The sequence below is a fragment of the Solwaraspora sp. WMMB335 genome (assembly GCF_049179075.1).
Classification (GTDB): domain Bacteria; phylum Actinomycetota; class Actinomycetes; order Mycobacteriales; family Micromonosporaceae; genus Micromonospora_E.
Genome location: NZ_JBMHMF010000001.1, coordinates 3,226,748 through 3,243,166, shown reverse-complemented (window position 1 = coordinate 3,243,166; position 16,419 = coordinate 3,226,748). Strand labels below are relative to the sequence as shown.

The window sequence follows — 16,419 nt, the reverse complement described above, 5'->3', positions numbered from 1 at the left end:
GGTCGTGGATGGCCACTACGGTAGCCGGGAAAGCGCTTGCCTGACTTGCTCCCCACCACCAGACACCCGCACTACAAGGAGGCGAGGCATGGCCCGCACCACGATCGGGATCGTGCTCAACGGCGTCACCGGACGGATGGGTTACCGACAGCACCTGGTCCGGTCCCTGCTCGCCATCCGTGACCAGGGTGGACTGCCGCTGGACGACGGCACCCGGCTGTGGCCAGAACTGGTGCTGGTCGGCCGCAACCAGAGCAAGCTGCGCGAACTCGCCGAGCGGCATGGCCTGACTGATTGGACCACGGACCTCGCCGCCGCGCTGGCCCGGCCGGACATACAGGTATATTTCGATGCGCAAGTCACCGCGCAGCGGGAGAAGGCACTGCGGCTGGCGATCGATGCCGGCAAGCACATCTATACCGAGAAGCCGACCGCCGAGGACCTTGCGGGCGCCGTCGACCTGGCCCGGCTCGCCGACGCCGCCGGCATCAAGCACGGGGTGGTCCAGGACAAGCTCTTCCTGCCCGGGCTGCGCAAGCTCGACCGGTTGGTCAAAGGCGGGTTCTTCGGCCGCATCCTCTCCGTACGAGGTGAGTTCGGCTACTGGGTGTTCGAGGGTGACTGGCAGCCGGCGCAGCGCCCATCGTGGAACTACCGGGCCGACGACGGCGGCGGGATCACCGTCGACATGTTCCCGCACTGGCACTACGTGCTGGAGCAGATCTTCGGGCGGGTGGCGGCGGTGACCGCACAGACCGCGACGCACATCGACCGGCGGTGGGACGAAGCCGGTGAGCCGTACGACGCGACCGCGGACGACGCCGCGTACGGCATCTTCGAGATCGACCGGCCCGGTCCGGACGGTGGCCGGGTCATCGCGCAGATCAACTCCTCCTGGGCGGTCCGGGTGTACCGGGACGAGCTGGTCGAGTTCCAGGTCGACGGCACCGAGGGCAGCGCCGTCGCCGGGCTGCGTGACTGCCGGGTCCAGCACCGGTCCACCACCCCCAAGCCGGTGTGGAATCCGGACCTGCCGGTGACCGAGCAGTTCCGGGCGCAGTGGCAGACGGTGCCGGACAACGAGGAGTTCGACAACGGGTTCAAAGCCCAGTGGGAGCTCTTTCTGCGCCATGTCGCGCAGGACACCCCGTACAGCTGGGATCTTTGGGCCGGCGCACGCGGGGTGCAGTTGGCCGAGCTCGGGCTGCGGTCCGCGCGTGAGGGCCGGCGGATCGAGATCCCGGAGTTGTCCGGTGAGTGACGCGGCGGGCGCTGCGGTGAGTGACCCGTTCGCCGGCATCGCGGCGGGAGTCGGCGCCGACGGCCCGGCGCCGCCACGGTTCTCCCTCAACGTGGCCACGACCAGGTACTGGCCGATGGAGGAGATGGTCGCGGGTTGCGTCGCGGCTGGGGTGCGAGGCATCGGGCTGTGGCGGGAGGAAGTCGAGGCCTACGGCCTCGGCAAGACGGCCGCGCTGGTACGCGGTGCCGGCCTGTCGGTCACCTCGCTGTGCCGCGGCGGCTTCTTCGAAGCGGACAACTGGTACGACGACAACCGCCGAGCCATCGACGAGGCGTTCGAACTCGGTGCGTCGGTCCTGGTTCTCGTCTCCGGCGGGCTGCCGCCGCAGACGTCGGGGCGGACCGGACGGGACATCGACGCCGCCAGGGCCCGGGTCGGCGCGTCGATCGGTCGCCTGGTGCCGCACGCGTTGGACGCCGGGGTGACGCTGGCGATCGAGCCGCTGCACCCGATGTTCTGCGCGGACCGGTGCGTGGTGGCCAGTCTCGGCCAGGCGCTGGATCTGGCCGAGCCGTACCCGCCGGAAGCGGTCGGCGTGGTGGTCGACACCTATCACGTCTGGTGGGACGACCAGGTGTGGGCGCAGGTGCGACGGGCCGGCCGCACCGGTCGCCTGGCCTGCTTCCAACTCGCCGACTGGGTCACACCGTTGCCGGCCGGGGTTCTGCTGGGCAGGGGCCTGCCCGGCGCCGGCTGCATCGAGCTCGGCAGGTTCGCCGATGCCGTCGACGGCACCGGCTACCGCGGTCCGATCGAGGTCGAGGTGTTTCACCAGCAGGTGTGGGACAAGCCGGGCGGCGAGGTGCTGCACGCCGCGATCGCTGGATACCGGGCGGCCGTCGGCGAGCGCTGACTCGCCGACGACATCACCCGCGGCACTGGTCAGTGCCGTGCCAAAGGCTCAGTGCCGTTGGGCGGCGAGCTGCTTGCGTACGTCGTCCATGTCGAGCGCTCGCACCTGCTCGATCAGCGACTCCAACGCGGACTCGGGCAGCGCGCCCGGTTGTGCGAAGACGACGATGCCGTCACGTACCGCCATGATGGTGGGGATCGACCTGATGTCGAACTTCGCGGCCAGTTCCTGTTGCGCCTCGGTGTCCACTTTGCCGAACGCGATGTCGGTGTGCTTCTGCGACGAGCGTTCGTAGACCGGAGCGAACCGTACGCATGGCCCGCACCAGCTTGCCCAGAAGTCGACCAGCACGATGCCATCACCGGACGTGACTTCGTCAAAGTTCTGCGCGGTTAGCTCAACGGTTGCCATCGCTGTCTCCGATCACCAGAGTTGGGGCGTCGTGCCTACTGGAGCGAACCGTCTGGCGCGCTCCCGCATTCCCGATCGATCCACCCCGAAACACGTCCCCGAGCTGCTACGTCGGGTGATGGGAGCGCTTCCAGCCGTTTACCCTGGTAGGGCTGGCGTGAATCGATGAGTGAGTGCGTGACAAGGGCAAACGGCCCGGTTTGCGAGTACGGGTGATCGAGAGATTGATTACTCAGAGTGTTGTAACAAAAAGGTAACTGTGACTTCCGTCTCGGCTCGCACCCTTCCTGTCGGGTGGTGGCGTACGGCACAATCTTTAGCTATCAGAGCGTGGACGGCGGGTGCCGGGGAGGGCCCCGCCGTTCATTGCGTCCGGGGCCGGGTGCGCATCCCAGATCTTTGTGCGTCGGAGCATTCGGCACCCGCGGTCATTGTCTGCGAGTCATAGCATCGGCGTGTGGTTGGTGGGCACTGTCGTGATCCTGATTGCGGACACCGGCAGGGTGTATCACACTGTGCCCGCCCGTCATCACTTAGCGGCTTGAATGATGCTTTTTGGGCGCATTGCGGCGCTGTCAGGTCATGGCCGCCGCCGGAGGCAGTCGGCGTCCCGGCGAGTCGCGCCCCCGGCGAGACGTACCCTCTGCAGAACGTGGAGCAGTGGCGAGGCGAACCGGCTGAGGCGACGGACCCGGTCCTGGCGGTGGGGGTCGGTCCGTGGCCGGGGAAGTGGCCGGACGATCCGCGCTACGACCCCGAGCTGCTCGCCGGTGGCGACCGTCGCAACGTCGTCGACCGCTACCGCTACTGGCGTCGGGAGGCGATCGTCGCGGACCTGGACCGGTGCCGGCACGACTTCCACGTCGCCATCGAGAACTGGCAGCACGATCTCAACATCGGCACCGTGGTGCGCAACGCCAACGCCTTCCTCGCCGCGCAGGTGCACATCGTCGGTCGGCGGCGGTGGAACCGCCGCGGCGCGATGGTCACCGACCGGTACCAGCACGTCCGGCACCACGACAGCATCGAGGCGCTGCTGGCCTGGGCCGGAGAGACCCGGCTGCCGGTGGTCGGGATCGACAACCTCGCGGGGTCCCGGCCGATCGAGACCGTCGAACTGCCGCGCCGGTGCGTGTTGCTGTTCGGGCAGGAGGGCCCTGGGTTGTCCGCCGCGGCGCGCACCGGTTGTGACCTGCTTTGTTCGATCGCGCAGTATGGCTCGACCCGATCGATCAATGCCGGCGTGGCCAGCGGCATCGCGATGCACGCGTGGATCCGGGTGCACGCCGGCCCGCCGCCGGGTGCGCCTCGGCCGGGTGAGCACGCCGGGTGAGTGGCGCGGGGTGTGCCTCGGCCAGGGTCACCCGCCCCGGTATCGGCAGGCCGGACGGCGGCTCCGGGTAGGAAACAATGACCGAAAAAGCCGGTTCGCTTGACGGTGAGCAACGGGGCGAGCAACGTAGGTGGCGTGGGCGTGATGGTGAGTTGTCCCCGCTGTGGCGGTCCGATGCGGCCGCCGGATCTGATGCACACCGAGTCGCGCTGCGACAATTGCGGTCCGGTGCCGCCGCTGCACGTGGCCGAGCACATCGGACCGGAGATCGTGGTGAGTACGGTGAGCCGGTTGCAGGCCGTACCGCCCGCCACCGCGGTCCCACTGTGGGCTCTCTGGCCGCTGCCGCCCGGTTGGACCCTGACCGGTGTCGGCTGGGTGGGCGAGGAGCGTGACACCGTACGGGCGACGGTCACCGCGTTGAGCGGCCCGGCGCCCGTCTCCGGCGGTCCGGCGGACCTGGTGCTGGTGGCCGAGGAGCCAGGAATCGGACTGGGCACCCGCTTCGCGGGGCTACCCGGACCGGATCCCGGCGATCTGCTGGCGGGTGTGCTGGCTGGCGCCCAGCCCGCCGGTAGAGGGCCGCACGCCAAGGTCCGCGCGGGCGGACATCCCACTCCCTTGTGGTCAGTAGGTGCCGAGCCGGACCGCAGCGCGTACGCGGGCGAGGCCCGCGGGCTGTGGCTGTACGTGGTCGCGTGGCCGGCCAACGCCGGCTACCTGCTGGCGGAGGAAATCACCCTGCACGACCTGTCGGAGGAGGTTCCCGCTGGTCTGGTGTACGGCGCGCCGTCACCGTACCTGCACGGGAAAGCGTGAACACCTTTTCCCACGATCAACTACACCACTGCGGGACGAAGGACTGATATTCTAGTATCGCCGGGACGAGGGTCGCGGCGCGCCACACGGAGGGGGATGGCCCGCAATGGTCAAGAAGGTCCTCACCTGGGGCGGAATCGCGTTTCTGATTTTCTTCGTCGCGTTCCGTCCCGATTCGGCGGCCGACGTCTTCAAGTCGTTGGGCGGCGGCATCGTCGACATCGCACAGGGCTTCGGTGACTTCGTAGCCAGCCTCGTGGCCTAGTAGCCGATGGGTAGCCCCTCCGAGCCCCCTGACGCTGACGACGAAGCGGCACGTCGACGCCGGCAACGCGACACCGAGCCGATTCCGCGGATTCGCCGTGAGGACGACGGCCCTCACTTCGGTGAAGGGCCGTCGTACGGTGACGGTCCGGCTTACTCGGATGGTCCGTCCTACTCCGCCAGCGCCGGGTACGGCGGCTCCGGCGGCACCAGACGGGTCCGCGACGAGCCCATCATCAGCTACGCGCCCCCCGACATCTCGGCCGACGAAATCGCCGGCCTGCAGGTCGACGCCTCCGGCATGCCGGTGCAGCCGCGCCGGGTGTTGCCGTTGGAGGACGAGCCGACACCACTGGTCGCGCGGTACCTCTTCCCTACCGAACGTTACCGTGGCGAGTGGAAGCGACACTGGATCCACCTGATCACCCCACTGCTGGTCGGTGTGGTCGCGACCTTCATCCTGGGTTACCTCTCCGGCTTCCTGGCCGGTCAGGACGTCGGCGGGCTGACCACCGTCGCCGTACTGCTCTGGCTCGGTGTGCTCGGCTGGGTGGGGTGGAAGATCGCCGACTGGTGGTTCGACCGCTTCATCCTTACCAACAAGCGGGTGATGGTCGTCAACGGCATCATCACCCGCAACGTCGCGATGATGCCGCTGCTGCGGGTCACCGACATGAAGTACGAGCAGTCGCCGCTCGGCCGCTTCCTCAACTACGGCACGTTCATCCTGGAGTCGGCCGGCCAGGAGCAGGCGCTACGCGAGGTCAAGCATCTACCCAACCCGAACGAGCTCTACCTGCGGGTGGTCGAGGAGATGTACGAGCCGCAGGCGGTCGAGGCGCGGCTCAGCAAGGAAGAAGCAGCCGCCAAGGCGGACGACGGGGCGTGACGGTACCACGGTCACTGTCCCGCTCCGCCGCGCGCGGCGCCGAGCCGTCCCGCCCCCCACCGGTGACGACTCCGGCGTACCGTATCGAGTGACGGGGGAGGCTGCCGGATATGCCGAGCGAGTCGATGGAGGAGCAGTTCCGCGACTTCGTCGCGTCCCGGTCCGGAGCACTGCTGCGCACCGCCTACCTGCTCGCCGGCGACTGGGCCACCGCCGAGGACCTGTTGCAGACCGCGCTGACCAAGACCTACCTGGCGTGGAAACGGCTCGGTGAGATCGATGCGGTCGAGCCGTACGCCCGCCGGGTGCTGGTCAACACCGCGACCAGCTGGTGGCGGCGGCGCTGGCACGGTGAACGTCCCACCGAGATCCTGCCGGAACGCGCCGGCCCGGACCTGATCCAGGAGCAGTTGGAACGGGACGTCATCTGGCGGCACGTCAAGGCGCTGCCGGCCCGCCAGCGTGCCGTGCTGGTGCTGCGCTTCTACGAGGACCTGTCCGAAGCACAGACCGCCGCGCTGCTCAACATCTCGCCCGGCACCGTCAAAAGCCAGACCTCACGGGCCCTCGGGACGCTTCGCAAGCGGCTCGTCGCCGAGGGCCTGGACTTCTCCGCCCGCGGCGGGGCGCCGCGACCGGTGTCGGGGCGTATCGGGCTGCGTCAGGCGGTGACGCCGCGCGAGTCTGCGTCGCGTGAGCTGCCCTCGCCCGAACCGTCGGCCGCCCTCCCCGGCGGGTGCATCCTGCCGATGCCGGCGTACGCGAGCAGCGGCCTGGAGAAGCAGTGACCCGTCCCTCACGCCCGAACTGCGACAACCCGGAGCCGTCGTGGCAGCGTCCACCTCGTGTGGCCACCGACGACCTTGAACGAGCGCTGCGGCACTGCCTTGTCCGCCGCGCGGCCGACCAGCCCTTCGCCGGTGACCAGCTGATCGCCGGTGACCTGGCCGGACAGGCGATCCGGCGGGCCCGCCGGATTCGCCGGGCCCGGGTCGGTACCGCCGCGGTCGCGGCGGTCTGCACGCTTGCCGTCGGCGGCCTCGCCGGCAGCTACCTGCTCCCGGTCCCGGTGCCGGCACCGGCGGTGCTCGCCGAGATGCCAGCGCTGTCGACCAGCCCGACCACCACGGTCACCAACCCGGACCCGCCCGCCGCGCCGCGCCCGGTGAGCGGCGAGTTGCGCCGGCAGCCGTTGGCCGCGGTCCAGCAACCACCGGTCGACCTGGTCGTGGCGAACGAGTTGCGCACCGCCGATGGGCAGCTGCTCGACCTCACCCCGATCGAACGGGTGTCCACGGCCAGCCGGGTCGCGGATGGCTGGCTGGTGGTCGGCGACCAGCCGATGGGCGGCACCGGGGTGTGGTACGTGACGACCCGCACCGCACCGCAGGCGATCCGGGTGCTGCCCGCGGTCGACGCGATCGCGGTCGACCCGGCCAGCACCCGGATCGCCTGGCGCAGCGGTGCGGAGGTCGGCGTCGCCACAGTGGTCGGCGGTCGACTCAGCGGTGAGCAGCGGGCCTCCGCGCCGGAGCAGGGGCGGCCGGTCGGTTTCGTCGGGGACGCGGTGCTGATGGCCCGCGACGGCGGCGGCGACCGGGTGCAGGGCTACGGTGTCTGGTGGCCGAGCCGGGGCGCGGTCGAACCGGTCTGGAACGAGGCCACCAGCGCCGTGTACGGGCCGATGCCCGACGGGCGAACCGTCGTCGGCCAGGTGAGCGACGCCACCGGCCGCTCATGTCTGGCGTTGCTCGACGTGTTGCGTGACCTGTTCGTCGAGAAGACCGCCTGCACGCTGCCGCTGACCAGCGACGGCCGGGGGGCGGTCTCCCGCGACGGTCGGTGGCTGATGGCCAACGGAGCGGCCGACGTGCGCGCGACCAGCGAGGCGCAACTCGCGGTGCTGGTGGACCTGGCGAGCGTCTTCGACGTCGAATCGGCGGCGGTACGCGAGGCCGGTCCCCGGCTGGCCGGCACCACCGTGTGGATCGACGAAGGCACCGTGGTGCACGCCGCCGGCGCCGGCGAGATCGTCGAGGTCGATGTGGACCGGATCAGCAACGGCCTGGGCGGCGCCATCCGCCGCACCGAGGTGACGGCACCGACCGGGCCCGGTGCCGAGCTGGTGCTGGTCGACGGCGTACCGGATCGCCGGTGACCGGCACCGGCGGAATCGACCTGCACACCCATTCCACGGCAAGTGACGGGACCCTGAACCCGCAGGACGTGGTGACGGCCGCGGCCGCCGCCGAGTTGGCGGTGGTGGCGCTCACCGATCACGACACGACCGCGGGCTGGACCGCGGCGGCCACGGCCCGCCCTGCCGGGCTGACCCTGATCCGCGGTGCCGAGATCTCCTGCCGCTGGTACGGCGCCGAGCCGTCCGTCCCGCTGCACATGCTCGGCTACCTGTTCGACCCGACTGACGAGCGGCTGGCCGCCGAACTCGACCGGGTCCGCGCCGCCCGGACCGTGCGTGGCGAGCGGATCGTCGACATGTTACGGGCCGACGGCGTCGACGTCAGCTGGACGGAGGTGCTGGGCTACGCGGCCGGAGGCAGCGTCGGCCGCCCGCACATCGCCCAGGCACTCATCCGGGCCGGCCTGGTGGCCAGCACCGACGAGGCGTTCGCCGCGCACTGGCTCGGTGAACGCTACCGGCTGCCCAAAGTCGACATCGACGTGTTCACCGCGGTACGGCTGGTCCGTGACGCCGGTGGGGTGGCTGTCTTCGCCCACCCCCGCGCCACCCGACGCGGCCAGGTCGTGCCGGACTCGCTGATCGTCGAACTGGCCGCCGCGGGTCTGGCCGGGCTGGAAGCCGATCACACCGATCACACGCCGGCCGAGCGGGCACACGTCCGCCGGTTGGCCGCCGAACTCGACCTGGTCGTGACCGGCTCGTCGGATTTCCACGGCGCGCACAAGACCGTCGCGCTCGGCGCGCACACGACCGACGTGGCGGCCTACGACAGACTGGTCGGCGCGGCGTGGGGCGTACCGCCGCTCTGACCGCCGTGGCCCGACCGCCCGGATCGGCTGCCCACTACCGTGAGCTGGTGAATGTCACGCTCTTTGGCGAGGTCTTCGTGACCCTGCTGGTGATCACCGACCCGCCCGGAATGGTGCCGATCTTTCTCGCGCTCACCGGCGCGCTGCCGCTGCGGGAGCGGCGCCGGGCCGCCTGGCAGGCGGTGGCGCTCGCGCTCGGAGTCATCGTGGTCTTCGCGGTCGCCGGCCAGACGTTGCTGGCCTACCTGCACATCGAGTTGCCCGCGCTGCAGGCCGCCGGCGGCCTGCTGCTCGTGCTCGTGGCGTTGGAACTGCTGACCGGCAAGGCCGACGATCCGGGTCAGCAGTCGACGTCGAACATCGCGCTGGTCCCGCTCGGCACGCCGCTGCTCGCCGGGCCGGGCGCGATCGTGGCCACCATGCTGTTCGTGCAGCGTGCCGGGACGGTCGCCGACCACCTCGCGATCGCCACCGGGATTCTCGCGGTCATGCTGGTGGTCTGGCTGACGCTGCAGTTCTCCGGGATCATCGTCAAGGTGCTGCGCCCCGGCGGCATCGAGGTTCTCACCCGGATCGCCGGGCTGTTGCTGGCGGCCATCGCCGTCCAGTTGATCGCCGACGCGGTGGCGGCCTTCGTACGCTCCTATGCGTCCGGCGCCTGACCGGCGGCCAAACGCCGAATTCCACTGGTGGCGCCGACCGTGCCGGGTGCGGTAGCGGCGATGTCCGACCGGGATGGCAGGATCGGGGTCGTGCCAAGCCGTCCCTCCCCAGGCGGGCAGGCCGAACAACTCGGCTTCGCCGGCATGCCCGAGCGGCTGTTCGTCTGCACGCCGAGCAAGCTAGCCGCGTACGCCGACTGTCCCCGCCGTTACCGTTACACCTATCTCGACCGCCCGGCGCCGCCGAAAGGACCGCCCTGGGCGCACAACTCGCTCGGCGCGAGCGTGCACACCGCGCTCCGTGGCTGGTTCAGCCAACCTGCCCGGCAGCGCCGGCCTGAGTCGGTGGTGCCGCTACTCAAGGGCGCGTGGGTGCGCGACGGCTACCGCGACGACACGCAGGAACGCGCCGCGTACCGGCAGGCGGTGCGCTGGCTGGATGGCTACCTGTCGTCGGTCGACCCAGCCGATGAACCGCTCGGCGTCGAACGGGTGGTGGCGGTCAAGACGGCAGTGCTGGCGTTCAACGGCCGGGCCGACCGGATCGACGCCAGGCCGGGCCCGGACGGTCCCGAAGCCGTCGTCGTCGACTACAAGACCGGTCGTAGCGGGCTCACCGTCGACGACGCCCGCGGCTCGCAGGCGCTGGCCCTGTACGCGTACGCCAGCGCACGGGTGTTCCGCCGGCCGTGCCGGCGGGTCGAGTTGCACCACCTGCCGTCCGGCTCGGTGAGCGCCTATGAACACACACCGGAATCGCTGTCCCGCCAGGTCGCCCGGGCGGAGGCGACCGCCCGGGACATCATGGCGGCGGAGCGGGCGGTTGCGGCCGGGACCGATCGGGACGAGGCGTTCCCCACCACGGCCGGCCCGCTCTGCGGCTGGTGTGACTACCGGCGAATCTGTCCGGCCGGGCGGGAGTATCCCGAGCATCAGCAGTGGGCTGCGGTCGATCGGCTGCTGTCGGGCGGCAACGCTGAGCGGACCGGTGGCACCGGCGACGCCGTCAGGTGACCGGCTGCCGGAGCCGCTGCACCCTCGCCCGAGCCGCCTTGCGGATCGGCCCCTCCAGCAGGTCGCGGGGTACGGCCCGCAGCGCCAGCCGCAGGCTGCGGGCAGACAACGCGGCGCAGTGCCCGGCCGCCGGTAGACCGAGCCCGCCGTACATCCGGCGGGCCCAGGTCGGCAGCAGGCCGGCGGCGGTGGCGGCGATCCCCAGGTACGCCAGCCGGGGCGGGCCGAAGCCGAGACCGAGCCGCCACGGCAGGCCCAGCTGCTCTGGCACCGGCGGTGCGGTGAGGAACAGGGCGGTGTCGGCAGCCTGCCTGGTCATCCGCAGCTGCGGACGGACGTCACGGTAGTACGCGGCGACCTCGGCGGCACTGCCCGGCACGCCGGCCGGGTCGAGCCCGACCAGGGCGGCGCTGCGGCGCTGCTCGGCGTAGTAGCGATCCACCTCGGCCGGGCTCAGCGCCAGACCGGCCCGGGTCGCGGTGGTCAGGAACGACTCCACCTCGGCGACGTGCACCCAGCGCAGCAGATCCGGGTGGTCGATCCGGAACTTCTCGCCGGTCTGCGGATCGGTCGCCCGCAGCCGCGCGTGCAGCCGGCGAATCCGTTCGCCGGCGGCTTCGGCCTCGGCGATGGTGCCCCACACGGTCGTCGCGACGTAGCTCGAAGTGCGCAGTAGCCGGCCGAACGGATCCGACCGGTAGTCGGAGTTCTGCGCGACCCCGGCGATGGCCTGCGGATGCAGCGCCTGCAAGTAGAGCGAGCGCAGCCCGGCCACGACGAGGATCGGCTCGTCGTGCACCCGCCAGGTGACGGAATCCGGACCGAACAGCCCCAGATCGTCGGTCGATCCGGTCATCGCGCACCGGCGGTCATCGGGCGCGACCGTCCTGGCATGCCGGGCAGAGTCCCCAGAACGTCACTTCGGCTTCGTCGATCGCGAACCCGTGGGTGGTGCTCGGCTCCAGGCAGGGAGCGGCCCCGACGGTGCAGTCCACGTCGTCGACCTGTCCGCAGTCGCGGCACACCACGTGGTGATGGTTGTCTCCGGTGCGGGCCTCGTAACGGGCCGCACCGCCGGCCGGCTCGATCCGTCGGGCCAGCCCGGCCAGGGTCAGCGCGTTGAGCACGTCGTACACTGCCTGGGTCGACACCGAGCCGATGCGGTCGCGTACCTCACGGGCGATCTCGTCGACGCCGCGATGGCCGCCATGAGACAGCACGTCGAGCACGGCCAGGCGTGGCCGGGTCACTCTGAGCCCCCGGCTACGCAGTTGCTCTTCTGCCGCCATCCGTTCATCGAAACACGCAGGTGAGCGCTGTTCAAGATAGAGCCACGGCTATCGTGGCGGCTGCCACAACCGGCTGCTGGTCGGTCGGGCGTCAAAACATGGTCGGTCGGGCGGCGGAACATGGTCGGTCGGACCTCGTGACAGCGCCCGGATCTCAGAACAGCAACCTGGAGCAGAGCAGACAAACCAGGACGATCATTACTGCACCGACGATCATGCCGACACCGTAGGTGACGGTACGGGCGCCGCGTTCTGCTTCGTCGAGCGCGGCGGCGTCCTGAGCCGGCAGCGATCGTGGCGGTGCGGGGTTGACGACCAGCGGTGGGCGCCAGCCCGGCGGCGGAGGCGTCCCGACCGGCGGGCCGCAGTAGCCGCTCGCCGGGTCGGCACCGGCAGCGGCGTGGTCCTGCCCGGCGTCGCGGCGACCGGTGCCGTGACGGTGGCCGTGGCCGTGGCCCGCGCCGAACTCGTCGCCGGTGGCCTGCGGGCTCGGTCGCTGCCAGTATTCGTCGCCAGTGTCGCCCGCGTCGCCCGCCCGGCCGTCATCGTTCGTCACGCTGATCGACGCTACCGGAACACGGGTGGGCGTCCCGCTCTCCGCTGTCCGGGCGGTGGGTGAAGGCCCGCGTCGGCAGCGGGCGCGCCAGCGCCGCCGCCGCAGTAACCTCGCCGGGAGTAGCCTGACACCGTGCGCAGACTGGACGATTCCCGGCCGGGTGACCGCACCGGTGACGCCGACCGGTTCGTCGATCTCGGCGACGATGGGGGGCCGCTGCTGCCGGAGCAGACCAGCGACGACACCGATCGCGGTTGGGGCGAGCGCGTCGGCGACGACGAGTGGCTGCTGGCCGAGCGCCCGCCGCACTGGGACTGACGGCTCAGCTGCTCGCCGAGTTCGCCGCCGCCGGTGCCTTGGCCGTGGTGGTCGAGCCACCCGTGCCGCTGCCGTTCGACGTGGTGCTGCTCGATGCGGCGGACTCGCTCGAACCGGTCGAGGGCTTCGTGGTCGACGAGTCCTTCTTGTCCGACTTTTCCGACGAGTTGGCACCGTTGGCGGTGCCCTTGCCCTCCCCGTTGCGGGAGTCGGTCCGGTAGAAGCCGGAACCCTTGAACACGATGCCGACGGAGTTGAAGACCTTGCGAAGCCGCCCGGTGCACGACGGGCACTCCTGCAGCGGCTCATCGGTGAAGGACTGCACCGCCTCAAGCTGGTGTCCGCACTCGGTGCAGGCGTACTGGTAGGTAGGCACGGTCTCCTCCGAACTTGGCCGGCCGTCTGGCACTCAACCTATTCGAGTGCCAATGGTGCGGCATCGGAGGCCACTACGTCCAGCAGAAGTGTGCAGCGGCTCACCTTGACTACCGCGATGGCGGCCAGCCTCGGTCGGGCGGGGGCCGGCCCCGGACCGACGTTGCGGGCAGTCGACGCAGCCCGGCCGGGGTGACGGCGGCGGTCACCGGACGGTCGTGCGGTTCGGCCGGCACCTCCGCGAGAATCTCGCCGTCGTACAGCAGCGCGACGACCGGGACGTGGCTGGACACCCGGGTGAGCGCCCGGTCGTACGAGCCGCCGCCGCGTCCCAGTCGTACGCCGCGGGTGTCGACGGCGAGTGCCGGCACCACCACCAGGCCGGCGTCGGCAACCGCCGAGGGTCCGAGTCGCGGGCCGGTCGGTTCGATCAGCCCGTGCCCGGTGCCGCGAAGCCCCACCGGCCCGCCGAACGCGGCCCAATCCAGGTCACCGTCGGCAAGCAGGACCGGCAGGAGTACCTGATCCGACCTGCCGACCAGCTCGGCGAGGCGCGCCGGCAGATCCGGTCCGCCCGGCTCGCGGCCCACCGGTACGTACGCCGCGACCTGCACTGTGGCAGTGTGACGCACCAGTTCCCGCAGCGTCGCCTGAACCTGGATCCGGGCTGCGGTGACCTGGCGCTCGCCCAGCTTGCGCCGCCGGTCCAGAATGGCAGTACGGAGTCTGTCCTTGGTCAGCGAGCAGTCAGTTGCTCTATCGGGTAAATCCGACACCCAACACTCCTGGTGGCCATCGCTGCGGATCATCTGAGCTGTGTCAGCATCGCACCATCGAGGTGCAGAATTCTCTGGGGGAAGCGTGACCCTGCGTGGACGGTTGACTACCGCCTTCCTGTCGGTCGTGCTCGGACCGGTCCTCCTCGGAGCGTTTTTCGTCGGGGCGACCGTGGCCGCCGTCGGGCAAAGCCGCTCCGCCGAGCGCCTCGACCTGGCGACGGCGAGCATCCGTACCTCGATCGGCGCGCTCTGCGCCCGGCTGGAGGCCACTGCCGGCTCAGTGGCGCTGCTGTCCGAACCTGGGCGGCTGCGCACCGCCGCAGAGCAAGCGGTGCGGCGTGGGCTCGCCTCGGCCGTGGCGGTGAGCGCGGCGGACGGGTCGCCGATCGCCGCCACCGGCGAGGACCTCGCCCAGCCATGGCTCAGCTGTGGCACCGGCGATGCCACCGCACGTTCGCCGGAACCGTCGGCCGCGTCACCTGCTCCCAGCGCGTCACCTGCTCCCAGCGCGTCACCTGCTCCCAGTGCATCGCCTGCTCCCAGCGCGTCATCGGATCCGTCTGCCGTGCTTCTCGCGGTCGCCGCCGAGGTCGAGATCCGCGACGCCGACGGCGCCTTCCTGGGCCGGGTGACGGCGGCGCAACTGCTCGATGCCCAGTTCGTCGCCCGGCTGGCCGACTCCAGCGGAGTAGCGGTCACGGTGCTGCGCGACTTCGCCGGCACGGAGGTCGTGTACAGCACCGAATCGGCAAATACTCGCAGCGGCGTGCTGGCTACCGTCAGTGGCCTCGCTGACGGTGACAGCATCTGGATCGACGGCGGTCGGCACGTCCGGCGCATCGGTCCCGGGCCAGGTCAACCACTGTCGATGGTGCTGTCCACGCCACGTGAGCAACTGTCCGGGCTGTACGCCATGCTCGTCGCCACCGTCGTGTTGGCCGGACTGCTCGCGGTCGTCGCCGCCTGGTGGCTGGCCCGATCGACGACCGCACCGCTGGCCGAGCTCGCCGAGGCGGCCAGCCGGGTGGTCGACGGCGATCTCGCCGCCCGGGTGCCGGTGCGCGGATCCGACGAGGTGAGCCAGCTCGCCGGCATCTTCAACCGGATGACCCGGGAAGCGCAGTCGTACGTGCAGGCGTTGACCGCGAGCCGGGACCAACTGCGCGGGCAACTGACCATCCTTGGCGACACCCTGTCGAGCACCCATGACCTGCAACGGATCCTGCGGGTGATTCTGCAGACCGCGCTGGCCGCAACCGGTGCCCGCGACGGCGCGGTGCTGGTCCTCGACCCGGCCGCCGGCGTTCTGGTCGGGCAGACTTCGAACCGGACCGTGGCACCCGCCCCATCCACCGCGTCGGGAGTATCCGCCACACCGGGGGCATCGACCGCATCCGGGGTATCCGGGGCTGCCGGCAGCACTGGCGCGGGTGGCGCGGGTGGCGCGACCCCCGGCCCGCAGGCGGCCGGTGCGGGCCAGGGCAACGACGACAGTTCAGGCGGTGACCTGCAGGTTCCCCTCGGCACTGGCCTGCTCGGCACCGTCGCGCTCAGCGGTCAGCCGAGGCGGGGCCGGATCGAGCGGGACGGTCCGGCGCTGTCGGCGTACGAACCGGCCTGCCGGACCTATGTGGCGGTCCCGTTCTCGGTCCCGGACTGGAGCGAGGATGCCGGAGCCGCCAGCGTCGAGACATCGGATCCGCAGACCACCCGGCAGTCCGTCCGCCGCCCGGCTGCCGCCGCCCCGGCGGCATTCGGGGTGCTCGCCGTCTACGACCGGCTCGGCGGGGACGAGTTCGACGACGCCGACCTGATGACCCTGCGTACCTTCGCCGGACACGCGGCGGTGGCGGTGAACAACGTCCGGATGCACAAGGAAGCCGAGCGGCTGTCGGTGACCGACCCGCTCACCGGGTTGTGGAACTACCGGCACCTGCGGGAGTCGATCCACCGGGAAATCGAGCGGGCCAACCGGTTCGGTCGGATGCTCGCTGTTCTCGTGCTCGATCTGGACCGTTTCAAGGACGTCAACGACACGTACGGGCATGCCGCCGGGGACAGCGTCCTGGTCGAGTTCGCCCGCCGGATCCGGGCCGAGATCCGCGAAGTCGATCTGGCCTTCCGTCAAGGCGGTGAGGAGTTCGTCGTGCTGTTGCCGGAAACCGACGTACGCGGTGGACTGATCGTCGCCGAGCGGCTCTGTGCGGCCGTACGGGAAGCCCCGATCCGGGTCGAGCCGCACGCCGGCCCGACCGGCCGTGGACGTACCACGATCTCCGTCACGGTATCGATCGGTATCGCCGTTTATCCGGATCATGCCGCTAGCGGGGGAGACGTCCTCGACGCCGCGGACGACGCGCTGTACGCGGCGAAAGCCGCTGGCCGCGACACGTTCCGGGTCGCCGAATCCGCACCCCGGCGTACCGGACGTCTCACCGTGGGCACCAGCACGGCCAACCCGGATGGCGGACTGCCACGTGGCGGCGGCGCGTCTTTTGGGCCACACCCGCCGCGACAGAGCCGTGGCCGATAGTCTCGCGGC

19 protein-coding genes are annotated in these 16,419 nt (G+C 70.8%); 13 read left to right on the top strand and 6 right to left on the bottom strand.

Going from position 1 to position 16,419, the window contains the following annotated elements; translation table 11 throughout:
* Positions 1-88: 88 nt before the first annotated feature.
* On the top strand, positions 89-1,261 hold the full coding sequence (locus ACN27F_RS13890; protein WP_421433815.1) for a Gfo/Idh/MocA family protein: 1,173 nt from the start codon (positions 89-91) through the stop codon (positions 1,259-1,261).
* Between the two features lie 115 nt (positions 1,262-1,376).
* Positions 1,377-2,156: a sugar phosphate isomerase/epimerase family protein gene (locus ACN27F_RS13885; RefSeq protein WP_421440189.1), complete on the top strand. Its 780-nt coding sequence runs from the start codon at positions 1,377-1,379 to the stop codon at positions 2,154-2,156.
* Between the two features lie 48 nt (positions 2,157-2,204).
* Here ACN27F_RS13885 and trxA read toward each other — a convergent pair whose 3' ends face one another.
* Entirely contained in the window at positions 2,205-2,567 is a 363-nt protein-coding gene (gene trxA, locus ACN27F_RS13880) for a thioredoxin (RefSeq protein ID WP_421433814.1), read from the bottom strand.
* Positions 2,568-3,270: 703 nt separating this feature from the next.
* Here trxA and ACN27F_RS13875 point away from each other — a divergent pair.
* The 9 genes from ACN27F_RS13875 to ACN27F_RS13835 all read left to right on the top strand — a co-directional run bounded on the left by ACN27F_RS13875 (position 3,271) and on the right by ACN27F_RS13835 (position 10,560).
* On the top strand, positions 3,271-3,900 hold the full coding sequence (locus ACN27F_RS13875; protein ID WP_421440187.1) for a TrmH family RNA methyltransferase: 630 nt from the start codon (positions 3,271-3,273) through the stop codon (positions 3,898-3,900).
* 144 nt (positions 3,901-4,044) lie between these two features.
* The gene (locus ACN27F_RS13870; RefSeq protein WP_421440185.1) at positions 4,045-4,719 is read left to right on the top strand and encodes a DUF6758 family protein; all 675 of its coding nucleotides are present in this window, start codon (positions 4,045-4,047) and stop codon (positions 4,717-4,719) included.
* Positions 4,720-4,825: 106 nt separating this feature from the next.
* A complete protein-coding gene (locus ACN27F_RS13865) occupies positions 4,826-4,984 on the top strand; it encodes a hypothetical protein (RefSeq protein ID WP_421433812.1) in 159 nt (52 codons plus the stop codon).
* A gap of 6 nt (positions 4,985-4,990) precedes the next feature.
* Positions 4,991-5,872, top strand: a complete 882-nt coding sequence (locus ACN27F_RS13860; RefSeq protein ID WP_421433811.1) for a PH domain-containing protein — start codon at positions 4,991-4,993, stop codon at positions 5,870-5,872.
* A 110-nt stretch (positions 5,873-5,982) separates the two neighbouring features.
* Positions 5,983-6,660, top strand: coding sequence for a SigE family RNA polymerase sigma factor (locus ACN27F_RS13855; protein ID WP_421433810.1), 678 nt, complete (start codon positions 5,983-5,985; stop codon positions 6,658-6,660).
* The gene (locus tag ACN27F_RS13850; RefSeq protein ID WP_421433809.1) at positions 6,657-8,030 is read left to right on the top strand and encodes a hypothetical protein; all 1,374 of its coding nucleotides are present in this window, start codon (positions 6,657-6,659) and stop codon (positions 8,028-8,030) included. The genes ACN27F_RS13855 and ACN27F_RS13850 overlap by 4 nt, the downstream gene beginning before the upstream one ends.
* Positions 8,027-8,884, top strand: coding sequence for a PHP domain-containing protein (locus ACN27F_RS13845; protein WP_421433807.1), 858 nt, complete (start codon positions 8,027-8,029; stop codon positions 8,882-8,884). The genes ACN27F_RS13850 and ACN27F_RS13845 overlap by 4 nt, the downstream gene beginning before the upstream one ends.
* Before the next feature lie 47 nt (positions 8,885-8,931).
* Positions 8,932-9,546: a MarC family protein gene (locus tag ACN27F_RS13840; RefSeq protein WP_421433806.1), complete on the top strand. Its 615-nt coding sequence runs from the start codon at positions 8,932-8,934 to the stop codon at positions 9,544-9,546.
* Positions 9,547-9,606: 60 nt separating this feature from the next.
* Complete coding sequence (locus tag ACN27F_RS13835) at positions 9,607-10,560, top strand: RecB family exonuclease (RefSeq protein WP_421433804.1); 954 nt, start codon at positions 9,607-9,609, stop codon at positions 10,558-10,560.
* Here the strand turns inward: ACN27F_RS13835 and ACN27F_RS13830 are convergent.
* The 3 genes from ACN27F_RS13830 to ACN27F_RS13820 form a co-directional block, all read right to left on the bottom strand.
* Positions 10,553-11,416, bottom strand: a complete 864-nt coding sequence (locus tag ACN27F_RS13830) for an oxygenase MpaB family protein (RefSeq protein ID WP_421433803.1) — start codon at positions 11,414-11,416, stop codon at positions 10,553-10,555. The genes ACN27F_RS13835 and ACN27F_RS13830 overlap by 8 nt on opposite strands.
* 13 nt (positions 11,417-11,429) lie before the next feature.
* The gene (locus ACN27F_RS13825; protein WP_421433802.1) at positions 11,430-11,849 is read right to left on the bottom strand and encodes a Fur family transcriptional regulator; all 420 of its coding nucleotides are present in this window, start codon (positions 11,847-11,849) and stop codon (positions 11,430-11,432) included.
* 154 nt (positions 11,850-12,003) lie between these two features.
* On the bottom strand, positions 12,004-12,405 hold the full coding sequence (locus tag ACN27F_RS13820) for a hypothetical protein (RefSeq protein ID WP_421433801.1): 402 nt from the start codon (positions 12,403-12,405) through the stop codon (positions 12,004-12,006).
* Between the two features lie 132 nt (positions 12,406-12,537).
* On the opposite strand from ACN27F_RS13820, the gene ACN27F_RS13815 reads away from it, so the two are divergent.
* On the top strand, positions 12,538-12,723 hold the full coding sequence (locus ACN27F_RS13815) for a hypothetical protein (protein ID WP_421440617.1): 186 nt from the start codon (positions 12,538-12,540) through the stop codon (positions 12,721-12,723).
* A 4-nt stretch (positions 12,724-12,727) separates the two neighbouring features.
* Here the strand turns inward: ACN27F_RS13815 and ACN27F_RS13810 are convergent, their stop codons facing one another.
* Positions 12,728-13,099, bottom strand: a complete 372-nt coding sequence (locus ACN27F_RS13810) for an FmdB family zinc ribbon protein (RefSeq protein ID WP_421433800.1) — start codon at positions 13,097-13,099, stop codon at positions 12,728-12,730.
* 109 nt (positions 13,100-13,208) lie between these two features.
* The gene (locus ACN27F_RS13805) at positions 13,209-13,874 is read right to left on the bottom strand and encodes a 5-formyltetrahydrofolate cyclo-ligase (RefSeq protein WP_421433799.1); all 666 of its coding nucleotides are present in this window, start codon (positions 13,872-13,874) and stop codon (positions 13,209-13,211) included.
* Between the two features lie 85 nt (positions 13,875-13,959).
* Between ACN27F_RS13805 and ACN27F_RS13800 the strand changes: the two genes are divergently transcribed.
* Complete coding sequence (locus tag ACN27F_RS13800) at positions 13,960-16,410, top strand: diguanylate cyclase (RefSeq protein WP_421433797.1); 2,451 nt, start codon at positions 13,960-13,962, stop codon at positions 16,408-16,410.
* Positions 16,411-16,419: the final 9 nt, after the last annotated feature.